The organism is Streptomyces sp. NPDC088400, assembly GCF_044753355.1.
GTDB lineage: Bacteria > Actinomycetota > Actinomycetes > Streptomycetales > Streptomycetaceae > Streptomyces.
In genome coordinates, this window is record NZ_JBIVMZ010000008.1 from 24,727 (window position 1) to 38,067 (window position 13,341).

The 13,341-nt window shown below is 69.9% G+C and carries 11 protein-coding genes; 4 read left to right on the top strand and 7 right to left on the bottom strand.

Annotated elements, in window-relative coordinates:
• Nucleotides 1-7 precede the first annotated feature (7 nt).
• Entirely contained in the window at nucleotides 8-769 is a 762-nt protein-coding gene (locus ACIQD6_RS20750; RefSeq protein ID WP_401884492.1) for a DeoR/GlpR family DNA-binding transcription regulator, read from the bottom strand.
• 157 nt (nucleotides 770-926) lie between these two features.
• On the opposite strand from ACIQD6_RS20750, the gene ACIQD6_RS20755 reads away from it, so the two are divergent.
• Nucleotides 927-2,354, top strand: a complete 1,428-nt coding sequence (locus tag ACIQD6_RS20755) for a hypothetical protein (RefSeq protein WP_401884494.1) — start codon at nucleotides 927-929, stop codon at nucleotides 2,352-2,354.
• Nucleotides 2,355-2,558: 204 nt separating this feature from the next.
• On the opposite strand, the gene ACIQD6_RS20760 is transcribed toward ACIQD6_RS20755, so the two are convergent.
• On the bottom strand, nucleotides 2,559-4,031 hold the full coding sequence (locus ACIQD6_RS20760; RefSeq protein WP_401884496.1) for a S1 family peptidase: 1,473 nt from the start codon (nucleotides 4,029-4,031) through the stop codon (nucleotides 2,559-2,561).
• A gap of 133 nt (nucleotides 4,032-4,164) precedes the next feature.
• The gene (locus tag ACIQD6_RS20765) at nucleotides 4,165-5,826 is read right to left on the bottom strand and encodes an MFS transporter (RefSeq protein WP_401884498.1); all 1,662 of its coding nucleotides are present in this window, start codon (nucleotides 5,824-5,826) and stop codon (nucleotides 4,165-4,167) included.
• 63 nt (nucleotides 5,827-5,889) lie between these two features.
• Between ACIQD6_RS20765 and ACIQD6_RS20770 the strand changes: the two genes are divergently transcribed.
• On the top strand, nucleotides 5,890-6,936 hold the full coding sequence (locus ACIQD6_RS20770; RefSeq protein ID WP_401884500.1) for a helix-turn-helix transcriptional regulator: 1,047 nt from the start codon (nucleotides 5,890-5,892) through the stop codon (nucleotides 6,934-6,936).
• A gap of 140 nt (nucleotides 6,937-7,076) precedes the next feature.
• Here the strand turns inward: ACIQD6_RS20770 and ACIQD6_RS20775 are convergent, their stop codons facing one another.
• On the bottom strand, nucleotides 7,077-8,081 hold the full coding sequence (locus tag ACIQD6_RS20775) for an RNA polymerase sigma factor RpoD/SigA (RefSeq protein ID WP_401884502.1): 1,005 nt from the start codon (nucleotides 8,079-8,081) through the stop codon (nucleotides 7,077-7,079).
• Nucleotides 8,082-8,234: 153 nt separating this feature from the next.
• Here ACIQD6_RS20775 and ACIQD6_RS20780 point away from each other — a divergent pair, with 153 nt between their 5' ends.
• Complete coding sequence (locus tag ACIQD6_RS20780) at nucleotides 8,235-8,756, top strand: GNAT family N-acetyltransferase (RefSeq protein WP_401884504.1); 522 nt, start codon at nucleotides 8,235-8,237, stop codon at nucleotides 8,754-8,756.
• 87 nt (nucleotides 8,757-8,843) lie between these two features.
• Here the strand turns inward: ACIQD6_RS20780 and ACIQD6_RS20785 are convergent, their stop codons facing one another.
• A complete protein-coding gene (locus ACIQD6_RS20785; RefSeq protein ID WP_401884506.1) occupies nucleotides 8,844-9,626 on the bottom strand; it encodes a dioxygenase in 783 nt (260 codons plus the stop codon).
• 126 nt (nucleotides 9,627-9,752) lie between these two features.
• Between ACIQD6_RS20785 and ACIQD6_RS20790 the strand changes: the two genes are divergently transcribed.
• Nucleotides 9,753-10,286, top strand: a complete 534-nt coding sequence (locus ACIQD6_RS20790; RefSeq protein ID WP_401884965.1) for a MarR family winged helix-turn-helix transcriptional regulator — start codon at nucleotides 9,753-9,755, stop codon at nucleotides 10,284-10,286.
• A gap of 292 nt (nucleotides 10,287-10,578) precedes the next feature.
• Here the strand turns inward: ACIQD6_RS20790 and ACIQD6_RS20795 are convergent, their stop codons facing one another.
• Both ACIQD6_RS20795 and ACIQD6_RS20800 read right to left on the bottom strand, forming a co-directional pair.
• Entirely contained in the window at nucleotides 10,579-12,123 is a 1,545-nt protein-coding gene (locus ACIQD6_RS20795; protein WP_401884508.1) for an MFS transporter, read from the bottom strand.
• Between the two features lie 222 nt (nucleotides 12,124-12,345).
• Complete coding sequence (locus tag ACIQD6_RS20800) at nucleotides 12,346-13,038, bottom strand: TetR/AcrR family transcriptional regulator (RefSeq protein WP_401884966.1); 693 nt, start codon at nucleotides 13,036-13,038, stop codon at nucleotides 12,346-12,348.
• Nucleotides 13,039-13,341: the final 303 nt, after the last annotated feature.

The window sequence follows — 13,341 nt, forward strand, 5'->3', positions numbered from 1 at the left end:
AGCTCTCCTAAACACACAGCACTTCGGTGCCCGCGGCCTCGACCGCCGCGACATCCGAAGGGCTGAGCCCGCGGTCGGTGATGAGCAGATCGACATCGGCGAGAGAGCCGAAGCAGGCGAAATGCTCCTGGTCGTGCTTGGCCGAATCGGCGAGCAGCACCACGCGCCGGGCCGCGGCGATGACCGCGCGCTTCACGGCGGCCTCGGCGAGGTCCGGGGTGGTGAGACCGGCGTCCGGCGCGAAACCGTTGGTGCCGAGGAAGACGACATCGGCGCGGATCTCCCCGTACGCGCGCAGCGCCCAGGCATCGACGGCCGCGCGGGTACGGTGCCGTACCCGTCCGCCGACCAGATGGAGGTCGATGCCCGGGTGGTCGGCGAGGCGGGCCGCGACGGGCAGCGCGTGGGTGACGACGGTCAGCTCGCACTCCGGCGGAAGCGACGCCGCGAGCCGGCCGACGGTCGAGCCGGCGTCGAGGATCACGCTGCCGTCCTGCGGCAGCTCGGCGAGGGCCGCGTGCGCGATGCGGTCCTTCTCGTCGGCGGCGGTCGATTCACGCTCGGCGAGGTCGGGCTCGAAGTCGAGCCGCCCGGCCGGTATGGCCCCGCCATGCACACGCCGTACGAGCCCGGCCCTGTCCAGGGCCTTGAGGTCACGCCGTACGGTCTCGGCGGTGACCTGGAACTCCTCGGCCAGCGAGAGCACATCCACACGACCGCCCTCACGGGCGAGGCGCAGAATCTCCTGCTGCCGCTCTGGTGCGTACATGGGGATTTACGTCCGTTCCGTGCCCGAACCTGTGGTTTCGGCGACACGCTACGCCCAGATTTCCGGAAAGTAAACAGATTCGGGCGCGGAACAGACACAGTCGGGCATGCGTCGGCCCGGAAGGGCGCAAGCAGGCGCCGGCGAAGTGAACGGGCGGGTGAGTTTCCGCATCCTTGTTCCCTTCGAGGTCGTTGCGCAGGCCGACGCTTCGGCCCGTCAGGCCGGGCTCGACGAGGGAGTACGGATGCGACGACAGCGGGAACGGGAAGAGATTCGACGGGGCCGGCGGCTCGCTCTCGCGGTACTGGCAGCCGCGGTCGCCTCGGCGGCAGCGGCTCCCGCCATGACAGCGGACGCGAACGCGATCCCGGTGGGCCCCCTGGTGGCGAACGGGCCGAAGGGCAAGAACACCGGCTGGCACTCGTGGCGGCCGGCCGGGCCGGAGCACAACGAGGAGCTGCGGAGCGTCGCGGCCCGGGGGCCGGCCGACGCGTGGGCCGTCGGGTACCGCCAGTCCGCCGAAGCGCCCGGCGTCCGGGCCCCCGTCGCCGAGCACTTCGACGGGAAGGCATGGCGAGCGACGTCCGTGCCCGGTCACGCCGGGTCGGGGCAGCTCGACGCGGTGCTGCCGCTGTCCGCACGGGACGTCTGGGCCGTCGGGTCCTGGAACGATGCCCCGGCCTACAACGACCGTTCGCTCGCCGAGCACTTCGACGGAAAGGCATGGCGGGAAGTCCCGTTGCCGGAGGAGCCGGCGAACAGGTCGGCGTATCCGACCGGGCTCGCCGCCGTACGGCCCCACGACGTGTGGGCCGTCGGTTTCACCGCCGAGGAGCGCGTCGCCTCCCCGCGCCCGCTGGCCTACCGCTGGAACGGCCGCGTGTGGTCGTCCGTAGCCACTCCCGATACGGGAGGCGACGCCCTGTTGCAGAGCGCGGCCGCCGACGGCGCGGGAGGCGTGTGGGCCGTCGGTGTCGCGTACGACGCGGAGGGCGCGGGGCATCCGCTGACCGAACACTGGGACGGCAATGCCTGGAAGATCGTCGACGCGCCGCACACCGCCGGCCGGGGCGAGGAGCTCGAAAGTGTCGCCGTGATCGCCCCGGACGACATCTGGGCGGTCGGGGGCTCCGGCACACCCGACGGTGCCTCGGTCCCACTGGCCTTGCACTGGAACGGGCGTACGTGGACCTCCGTACCCGTACCCGTACCGCGAGTCGCCGCGGTGCTGCATTCGGTGAGCGCGGACAAGGAAGCGGGAACGGGCACTGACAAGGGAGCGGCAGCCGGAGCCGGAGCGAGAGCGGCAGCCGCAGTGGGAGCGGGCAGCGGAGTCTGGGCCGTAGGTGAGCAACAGGGCGTCGGCACACCGGCGTTCACGATGCGCTGGGACGGCAAGGTGTGGCGTACGGTGCCCGCCGCCACCGATCCGGCGGTGCGGGGCGGCTCGCTCTTCGACGTGGCCACGGTCCCGAACGCACGGCCCGGGGGCCCGAAGGCCTGGGCGGTCGGTTCGACACTGCCTCAGCTGAAGCCCTCGTGGCGCCCGGTCATCGAGGGGTACGGCCCGGCGCCCACAGCCTGAGCCGAGGAGCAGTGGGGAACAACGGGGAACAACGGGGAACAACGGGGAACGGCAAAGACCTCCGGCGGGCGGAGTCCGAAACTCCACCCGCCGGAGGTCTTTGCCGTGATCAACGCAATCCAGTGATCAGTGTGATCGCAGTCCGCGTGATCCCGGTCCGTAAGTGCTGACACACCTCACGAGCGACGCACTCAGGACCTGGCGTCAGCGGTTCTCGACGATGCCGCTGCCGTTGCCGTTGCCGTTGTCATTGGCACTGCCGTTGCCGTTGGCGTTGCCGTTCCCGGCAGCGCCTTGGCCGTTGCCGGCGGCTCCGCCGTCAGCTTCTCCGGCGGCTCCGCCGTCGGCACCCGCATCAGCGCCACCGTCGACACCGGCGTCAGCGCCACCATCGGCACCCGCGTCGGCTCCACCGTCAACACCGCCGTCGACACCCGCGTCGGCGCCACCATCGGCACCGGCGTCAGCGCCACCGTCCGCACCCGCGTCAGCCCCGCCGTCGGCGCCCGCGTCAGCGCCACCGTCCGCGCCCGCGTCGGCTCCGCCGTCGGCCGCGCCGCCGCCGGCACCACCGTCACCGATGGTGGCTCCGACCGCCTCCAGCGCGGTTGTCACCGGCTGGAAGAAGGTCTCGCCACCGGCGGTGCAGTCACCGCTGCCACCGGAGGTGAGGCCGATCGCGCTGCCGTCCGCGGTGAAGAGGGGGCCACCGCTGTCGCCCGGCTCCGCGCAGACGTCGGTCTGGATGAGCCCGGTGACCGTGCCTTCCGCGTAGTTGACCGTGGCGTCCAGGCCGGTGACCGCACCGTCGTTCAGTCCGGTGGTGCTGCCCATACGGATGACGTCCTGGCCCACCGTGGCCTCGGCCGCCGCCGTGATCTCCACGACCTGTCCGTCACCGGTGTTGACCGTGCTCGTGGCCTCGGTGGCCGCGTCGTCGTAGGTGGCGAGCGCGAAGTCACCGTCCCCCGGGAACGTCGCGTCCTGCACCGTGGCGATCGGCGCACCGTCCTGGGCGTCCGACCATGCCTCGGCGGCGACACCGCAGTGGCCGGCCGTGAGGAAGCCGGGAGCACCGTCCGCCGTGGTCACGTTGAAGCCGAGTGAACAGCGCGCACCGCCACCGAAGATGGCGTCACCGCCTTCGACGAACGGCTTGAACTCACCGGCGGACTTCTTGATACGGGCCACGTCCGTGCCGAGCGACTTGACGGTGGACTGGATCTGGTCCCAGTTCTCGCCGGTCACCGTGCTGTCCGCCGTGACCTGGATCTGGTTGGTCTTGGGGTCGACGGCCCAGGCGGTACCCGGGATGGTGGCCTGCTGCTTCAACGTCTGCGAAGCCGACTTCAGTTGAGCCGTGCTGTTCTTGACGTTTCTTACGACGGCCCCGGCCTTTTTGACCTCGAGGTTCACATCGCCGCTGTTACCGACAACATTGATAACGAGCTGTTGGTTGCCCTTGTCGTAGTACGAGCCGGCGAATGCCTCGCCCAATTGAGAGGCGAGTTGCGAGGCGAGATCCCCCGCGGATGCCGCGTTCAGCGTTTTGGGCTGTGGATCGGGTGTGTCCTGCGATGCGTTCGCGTTCGGCAGCAGAATCGCTGCCGCCGCGACGGCGGCGGCGCCGCCCCCGGCGAATATGATCTTTCGCTTGGGTATGCGCTTGTGGCTCAACTCAATACCTCCTGTGGGGGACGGAGTCCGCTCGCCGGCAGCAGACGAAAACGCTTCGGCCCTTCATACGCAGGGGGCGTGAGTTGTGTTCAGCATGACTTTCCATCAAAACGCTTTGTGGCGATTCGACTTGTCACGCCGAACCCATGACGGCGGCCTCCACCTCGGCCTCCGGCCCGGCCGCCGCCTCGGTCTCCGCCGCCTGCGGCCTCGGCCGGGCCGGCAGCGCGAACATCACCGCGAAGATCACGACGAGCACCGCGACCACCCACCACAGCGCGTTCTGGAATCCGTCGGCGAAGGCCTCTCCCGCCGCGCCCGCCGCCCCCGGCCCGGCCCCGGCCATCCGGTCGTCGACCACCCCGAAGAACACCACCGACACCAGCCCGAGCCCCAGCGCCGTACCCATCTGCTGCGTGGTGCTGATGAGGCCGGACGCCGAGCCCGAGTGCTCACGCGGGACATCCGACAGCACCGCGTCCGTCAGCGGCGCCACGATCAGGCCCATCCCGAGGCCCATGACCACCAGCGGCAGCGCCATCTGCCACGGCTGGATCTCCAGCCCGTACCGTCCGGCCTCCCAGATGTAGAGCAGCAGCCCCGCGGCCATCGTGAGCGCGCCCGTCTGGAGCACCTTCCGGCCGAAGCGCGGCACCAGCTTCTGTACGGACAGTCCGGCCGCCAGCGACACCGCGATCGAGAACGGCACTCCCGTCAGCCCCGCCCGCAGCGGTTCCCAGCCGAGACCGAGCTGCATGTACAGCGTCCAGACCAGGAAGAAGACGCCCATCGCGACACCGAAGACCAGGTGTACGGCGATGCCCGCCGCGAAGCTCCGTACCTTGAACAGCGACAGCTCGACCAGCGGCGACCCGTCCTTGCGCGTCTTCCTCTTCTCGTACGCCACGAAGCCCGCCAGCACGCCCACGCTGCCGGCCATACACACGCTGCCCCAGACCGGCCAGCCCAGTTCACGGCCGCGCGTGAGCGGATAGATCAGCATCAGCAGCGCCGCCGTCACCAGCACCACGCCCACCAGATCGAGGCGGAGCGCCTTCGGGGCCCTGGACTCGGTGATGAACTTCCGGCCGAGCAGCACACCCGCGAGCCCGACCGGGAGGTTGATCAGGAAGATCGGCCGCCATTCGAGGCCCGCGATGTTCCACTGCGTGAGCAGCGCGCCGAGCAGCGGCCCGGTGACGGCGCCGAGACCGATGATCGCGCCGAACATCCCGAAGACCTTGCCGCGTTCGTGCGCCGGGAAGGTGACATGGATGATCGCCAGCACCTGGGGCACCATCATCGCGGCCATCGCGCCCTGGAGCAGCCGGGATCCGACCAGCATCTCCGGGCTCGCGGCGAAGCCGCAGAGCGCGGAGGCGACCGTAAAACCGGTGATCCCGATCAGGAAGAGCCGCTTGCGGCCGTATATGTCACCGAGCCGGCCACCCGTGATCAGCCCGGCGGCGAAGGCGAGAGCGTATCCGGCGGTGATCCACTGGATCGCTCCGAAGGAGGCCCCCAGGTCCCGCTCGATGCTCGGGATGGCGATGTTGACGATGGTGACGTCGACCAGGTCCATGAACGCGGCGGTCATGACGACGGCCAGCGCCAGCCAGCGCCGACGGTCACCGGAGGCGACGTCGGCGGCCGCCGAGGCCTCGGATGAAGCCTCGGAAGCGGACGGCTCCGGTACGGACCCGGAAGGCGCGGAAGGCAGGGAGGATCCGGCGGAAGACCCGGACGGTACGGCAGCCGAAGTAGCCGTACCCGGTACGGCGGGGGAAGTGCTCATGGGGAACAAGCTAGGAGCCGTCTAGGACAGGACATGTCCTAGTGGGCGCGCACCATGGTCCCCATGACCGATACCCCGGGACGGCTCCTCAGTCTGCTCTCCCTCCTCCAGACCCCGCGCGAGTGGCCGGGCCGCGAGCTGGCCGAGCGGCTCGACGTCAGTCCGCGCACCATCCGCCGCGACATCGACCGGCTACGCGACCTCGGTTACCCCGTGGAGGCCACCATGGGCGCGGTCGGCGGCTACCGTCTGGTCGCCGGAACCGCCATGCCTCCGCTGCTCCTGGACGACGAGGAGGCCGTCGCCATCGCGGTCGGGCTGCGGGCCGGGGCGGGCCATGTCATCGAGGGCGTCGAGGAGGCCTCCGTACGCGCGCTGACCAAGCTGGAGCAGGTGCTGCCGTCCCGGCTGCGGCACCGGGTCGCCACCCTCCAGGCCGCGACCATTCCGCTCACGCGCGGCGACGGCGCGACGGTCGATCCGCGCACCCTGACGGTGATGGCCGCCGCCGTCACGGGCACCGAGCGGCTGCGCTTCGACTACCGCTCCGGCGACGGTACGGAGACGAAGCGGCAGGCCGAGCCGTACCGCCTGGTCTCCACCGGCTGGCGCTGGTACCTGGTGGCGTACGACCTGGGGCGCGAGGACTGGCGTACGTTCCGCGTCGACCGGGTCAGCGAGCCGTTCGCCACCGGCGCCCGGTTCACCCCGCGCGCCCTGCCGACCGGGGACGCGGCGGAGTTCCTGAGCCGGTCCATGTCCCGGATGCAGCCCCGGACGGAGGTGGAGGTGAGCTTCGCGGCCCCCGCCGAGTTCGTGGCGGCGCGGCTGCCCGCCGCGCTCGGAGCGCCGGTCCCGGCCGGGACCCACTCGTGTCGCCTGCGCGCCACGGTGAGTGATTCGCTGGAGTGGGTGGCGCTCCGACTGGCGCTGGTGGACTGCGAGTTCACCGTCCACCAGCCGGTCCAGCTGACGGAGTACCTGCACGACCTGGGGGCCAGACTCACCCGCGCGGCCACCGCCACCGGCCCGGCGCCGACCGACGACGGGCCGACCGACGACGGGCCGACCGACGACGGAGAGAGCGGAACCGGTGCCGGACAGGGGTGAGCCCCGGCACCTGGGGGGGGTTGGTGCCGGGGCTCGTCTTGGGGGCCGACGAATCGGCCGGTTCGCACGAAGAGACAGTACGAGTAAGGGGGACACTACGGCTACCGGACGGCGACGTCACGCCGCCGCGTCGAGAAACGTCACGCGGCCGCGTCGAACCCTGTATCGCGCGCCATCTTCTTCAGCTCCAGGAGAGCGTGCTTCTCGATCTGCCGGATGCGCTCACGCGTGAGGCCGTGCTGCTTGCCGACCTCGGTCAGCGTCCGCTCACGGCCGTCGTCGATGCCGTACCGCATCTTGATGATCGAGGCCGTGCGCTGGTCGAGCTTGCCGATCAGATCCTCCAGCTCCTCGCTGCGCAGCAGCGTGAGGACGGACTGCTCGGGCGACACGGCCGAGGTGTCCTCCAGCAGGTCACCGAACTGCGTGTCTCCGTCATCGTCCACCGACATGTTCAGACTGACCGGGTCACGGGCCCAGTCGAGCACGTCGTTGATCCGCGCCGGATTCGACCCCAGCTCGGCGGCGACCTCGGCGGGCTCGGGGTCACGGCCGTGCTCACGGTTGAACTCGCGCTGCACACGGCGGATCCTGCCCAGCTCCTCCACCAGGTGGACGGGCAGCCGGATCGTACGGGACTGGTCCGCTATGGAGCGCGTGATGGCCTGCCGGATCCACCACGTCGCGTACGTGGAGAACTTGAAGCCCTTGGCGTAGTCGAACTTCTCGACCGCGCGCACCAGGCCGGCGTTGCCCTCCTGTATCAGGTCCAGCAGCGGCAGGCCGCTGCGCGGGTAGCGCCGCGCCACCGCCACCACCAGGCGGAGGTTCGAGCGGATGAAGACGTCCTTCGCGCGCTCGGCCTCGGCGAAGAGCGCTTCGAGCTCCTCCGTCGAAGCCCCGGCGCCCTTGCTCTCCACCCCTCCGTCGAGGATCTGCCGGGCGTACACACCGGCCTCGATGGTCTGGGACAGCTCGACTTCCTTGGCGGCGTCGAGCAGCGGTGTACGCGCGATCTCGTCGAGGTACATGCCGACCAGGTCGCGGTCGGCGATCTCCCCGCCTACGGCGCGAACACTGCTTGCCGCTTTCGTCCCGCCGGAAGCGCCGGGGGCGGTACGACGGGCGACGGCACGGGTTGCCATGCGAGCTCCCTTACTGAACTGAGTAGGTCGCGACACCCTCCCGGGTGCCCTGCATCCGTTGGAAACAACGACTGGAATCCGGACAGAATTCCCATGCCGTACATGGATTTTCTGATCATGCAGTACCCTGTGCCGCCAAACCGGGGAGGACAGATGCCGCAGCAGCAGACAGAAGTGCAGGTCAGGGCGGGGCAGGAGGCCGATCTCGACCGACTCACGGACATCTACAACCACTACATCCATGAGACGGCCATCACGTTCGACACCATCGCCTTCACCCCCGAGGAACGCCTGCCCTGGCTGCGTTCTCATCCTGTAGACGGCCCGCACAGACTTTTGGTTGCTGAGGATGTCCCGTCTGCCCGGATTCTCGGGTACGTAACCAGCAGCCCCTTCCGGCCGAAGCCCGCGTACTCGACGTCGGTCGAGGTGACCGTCTACTGCGCGCCGGACGCCGTGGGGCGCGGCATCGGCACCCTGCTCTACGAGGCACTCTTCGAGGCGCTGAAGAGCGAGGACCTGCACCGCGCGTACGCGGGCATCGCCCAGCCGAACGAGGCCTCGACCCGGCTGCACACCCGTCTGGGCTTCCGCCACATCGGGACGTACGAGGAGGTCGGCCGGAAATTCGGGCGCTACTGGGACGTGGCCTGGTACGAGAGGGAACTGGGCTAGAGGGAGCTGGGCCAGGGGCAGCCGGGCGCGAGAGCCCTTGAGCCGGGAGGGGCCGGGGGAACCGGGAGGAGCCGGCTCAAGAGGCGCTCAGCCGAACTGCACCGACCTCTTCGCCAGCCCCAGCCAGAAGCCGTCGATGACGCTCCGGGCGCTGCCCAGCTCCCCCTCCGAGGCGCCCAGCGTCACGAACAGCGGGGCGAAGTGCTCGGTACGGGGGTGGGCCAGGCGGCCGACCGGGGACTTCTCCTCGAAGTCGAGCAGCGCGTCGATGTCCTGCGCCAGCAGCGCCCGCGCACCCCAGTCGTCGAACTCGGCCGACCAGCCGGGCACGCCACCGCCCGGGTGCCGCAGCGCGGCCAGGTTGTGGGTGAAGAAGCCACTGCCGACGATCAGTACGCCCTCGTCCCGCAGCGGCGCCAGCCTGCGGCCGACCTCCAGCAGCCTCTGCGGTTCGAGCGTGGGCAGGGAGACCTGGAGTACCGGGACATCGGCGTCCGGGAACATCTCCACCAGCGGCACATACGCCCCGTGGTCGAGGCCACGGTCCGGGACGTCCTGCACGGGCATGCCGGGGACCCGCAGCAACTTCCGTACGGATGCGGCGAGTTCCGGCGCGCCCGGGGCGGCGTACCGTACGTCGTAGTAGTGCTCGGGAAAGCCCCAGAAGTCGTACACAAGCGGTACGGTGCGGGTCGCCCCGAGCGCGAGCGGAGCCTCTTCCCAATGCGCGGAGACCACCAGGATCGCCGTGGGGCGCGGCAGCGTCGCCGACCAGGCGGCCAGCTCGCCGGGCCAGACCGGATCGTCGGCCAGCGGCGGGGCACCGTGGGAGAGGTAGAGGGCGGGCATGCGCTCCGCGACGGCATTCATGGCGACTCCCGGTCTGTGCGTACTCGGACGCCCACTCGGCATCCACCCGAGCCTGAACTTGAACCCTCAAGCATTCAGTTGTTACAAGAGTAACCACACCTAGTTTAACTTTCAAGAATGGGTACAGTGGAATACATGAATACGGCATCCACCGGCAGCGACGCCGGTACGGGCGGGGAGCCGCGCTGGCTCAGCAGCGGCGAGCAGGACGTGTGGCAGGCCTATCTTCAGGCCACCACCCTCCTGGAAGACCATCTCGACCGGCAGTTGCAGCGCGACGCCGGGATGCCGCACATCTACTACGCCCTCCTCGTCCACCTCGCACAGGCTCCCCGGCGCCGCCTGCGGATGACTCAGCTGGCCAAGGACGCCAAGATCACCAGATCGAGGCTCTCCCACGCGATCGCCCGGCTCGAACAGCACGGCTGGGTACAGCGCGAGGACTGCCCCTCCGACAAGCGCGGCCAGAACGCGTTCCTGACGGACCTCGGCAACGATGTGCTGAAGCGGTCAGCGCCGGGGCATGTCGCCGCGGTACGTCAGGCGATCTTCGACCGGCTCAGCCCGGAGCAGGTGGACCAGCTCGGGGAGATCATGCGGGTGATGGCCGAGGGGCTCCAGCCGGAGGGTACGGGCGCGGACCTGCCGTGGCGGCGCTGAGGCGTTGTCCGGTCAGGCATCTCCGGCGGTCAGGCGTCCAGTGCCTCCGTCCGGTGTCCAGGGGGCCGGCATCCAGCGGTCCGGCGTCCATCGTCAGGCACCCAGCTGTCCGGCATCCAGCGGGGACAGGGGCCCCAACCCCCCACGGGTTGAAGCCCCCAAGTCCCTGCCACATGGTCAGCCGATCAGCGTGAGCCCATGAGCGTGAGCCGGTGCACGTGAGCCGATGAGCTGAGCGGCGCCCCGTCACCCGGCCACCCGCTCACATGGCCCCCCGGCCACCCGGTCGCCCTCAGTGCATCGCGACCGGCATCCTGACCTCGTTCTCGGCGTCCCCCGCGCCCTCCGTACCGGCACCCGACGAGGCACCGGGACGGCCCGTGTTGATGAAGGTCACCGCGATCGTGGCGGCGACGGCCAGGATGCCGACCGCCCACCAGATGGCGCTGGAGAAACCCGCCACCATCGCCCGCAGCTCCAGCAGCCGGCTGTCGCCGGTGGTCGCCGTGTGCGCCGTGACGTACGCCGTCGTGGCAGAGGCCGCGATGGTGTTCAGCAGCGCCGTACCGATCGCGCCGCCGACCTGCTGCGAGGTGTTCACCATCGCCGAGGCGACGCCCGCGTCCCTCGGTTCGATGCCGTGCGTGGCGAGCGACATGGCCGGCATGAACGCCGTACCCATCCCGAGGCCCAGCAGCAGCTGCCCCGGCAGGATCACGCCCGTGTACGAGGAACCGATCTCCAGCTGCGTCAGCAGCAGCATGCCGACAGCGGCGACCAGGAAGCCGGGGCCCATCAGCAGCCTCGGCGGCACCCGCGTCATCAGCCGGGCGCCGATCTGGGTCGAGCCCGTGATCATGCCCGCGATCATCGGGAGGAAGGCGAAGCCGGTCTTGACCGGCGAGTAGCCCTTCACGACCTGGAGGTAGTACGTCAGGAAGAGGAAGAGACCGAACATCGCGATGATGGCGAGACCCAGGGAGAGGTAGACACCACCGCGGTTCCGGTCGGCCACCACACGCAGCGGCAGCAGCGGGTGCGCGACCCGCGACTCGACGACGACGAACGAGAACAGCAGGAGCGCGGCGCCGACGAAGAGCGAGATCGTCATCGCGTCGGACCAGCCGTCGGTCTCGGCGCGAGTGAAGCCGTACACCAGCGACACCAGACCCAGCGTGGACAGCACGACACCGGGGATGTCCAGCGGGGACCGGTTACGGCCGTCCGCCGGCTCGCTGATCACGGAGTACGCGCCCAGCGCGGCGACGATCGCGAAGGGGATGTTGACGAAGAACGTCCAGCGCCAGTCCAGGTACTCGGTGAGGAACCCGCCGAGGATCAGGCCCACGGCGCCACCGCCACCGGCGATCGCCCCGTAGATGCCGAAGGCCTTGGCCCGCTCCTTGGCGTCGGTGAACATCACCGCGAGCAGCGACAGCGCGGCCGGCGCGAGCAGCGCGCCGAAGGCGCCCTGGAGCGCCCGGGAGCCGAGCAGCATCGCCTCACTGGTGGCGGCGCCACCGACGGCGGAGGCGGCGGCGAAGCCGAGCAGACCGACGACGAAGGTGCGCTTGCGCCCCCAGAGGTCGGCGATACGTCCGCCGAACAGCAGCAGTCCACCGAACGCGAGGGCGTAGGCGGTGATGACCCACTGCTTGTTGCCGTCCGATATGCCCAGGTCGTGCTGGGCGGAGGGCAACGCGATATTCACGATGGTCGCGTCGAGTACGACCATCAGCTGCGCCAGGGCGATGAACACCAGCGCTTTCCAGCGGCTGGGGTCGGCGAGCGCGGCGCCCGCCGGGTCGGGGAGCCGCTTTTCGGCTGTTTTTGACATGGAGGTATCCACCTAGGGGTGCGGAAAGGCTGAAACGGACGTGTATGACGCCCGAAGGGACACGCGACACTGCGCGTCCTGCGAGGTCATGGAGTCGCCGGGGTCACCTGATGACCGAACGGCGAAATGAAAGGAAGTGAAGTAAGCGAAGGAAGCGAGGGAGACGAGGGCGGGGTCGACGGGTTATCGGGGCCGCCCCGGTGGTTCATGGTTCAGGGCGCGTCACGGAGCGGGGCGGCGCAGATCCTCCAGGGTCGCGGCCGAGCCGGTCAGTTCGGACCGGGCCGGAGCCTCCAGGCCGTCCAGGAACAGCTGGAGGTGCCGGTGGATGAACCGGTCCATGTTCACGCAGCCGGTGCCGGGCAGCGGGCGGGTGAGCTGGGACAGCGCGACCATCAGATCGCCGACGGCGACGTCCGTACGCAACCGTCCCGCCTGCCGCGCCCGCTCCATCAGCCTCTCGACGGCCTCTTCGAGGCGGCCTCGTTCGGCGTCCAGGTCGGGGCGGTCCTTGTCGAACGTGCCGGAAAGCAGCGGACAGAGCGCCCCGATCCGCTCGTCCGCCGCCGTGTGGACGAAGCGGCGCAGCGCGTCGAACGCGTCGGACTCCTCGCCCCTTTCGGCTTTTCCGGCTTCCTCGGCGGCGATGCTCTCCGCCGCGTCGGCCGCGCGGACCATGACGGAGAGCACGACGGCGTGGGCGAGGGCGTGCCGGTCGGGGAAGTGCCGGTAGAGCGTGGCGTTGCCGATGCCCGCCCGGCGGGCGATCTCGTCGAGCGGGGCCTCGACCCCGTACTCCACGAACATCTCGCGGGCCGCCGTCACGATCCGCTCCCGGTTGCGCAGAGCGTCCGCGCGCGGGCGGGGCACACGGCGCGCCACGGACGCCACCGATACGGCGGCGGTAGCGGCAATGGCGGCGGTGGCAGCGGCGGTCACGTCAGGCCCTTCCCTCTGTTCGTTCTGCTGGTCCTGCTGATCCTGCTCATCCTGTGTACAAACCGTTCAACCTGTTCGGCCTGTCCGGCCTGTTCAGCGTGTTCAGCGTGTTCGCTCAAGCGGGGATCATCTCCCCGTTTTTCAGCGACACACGTGCAAACGGGGAAGCTGTCCCCGGTTATTTCGCGCGCCTACGTGACCTGGGACACATACACACCGCCGGAGCAGAAACCCACGATCGGCGCACCCAGCGAGCGCCGACACGCCGACCGACGGAGG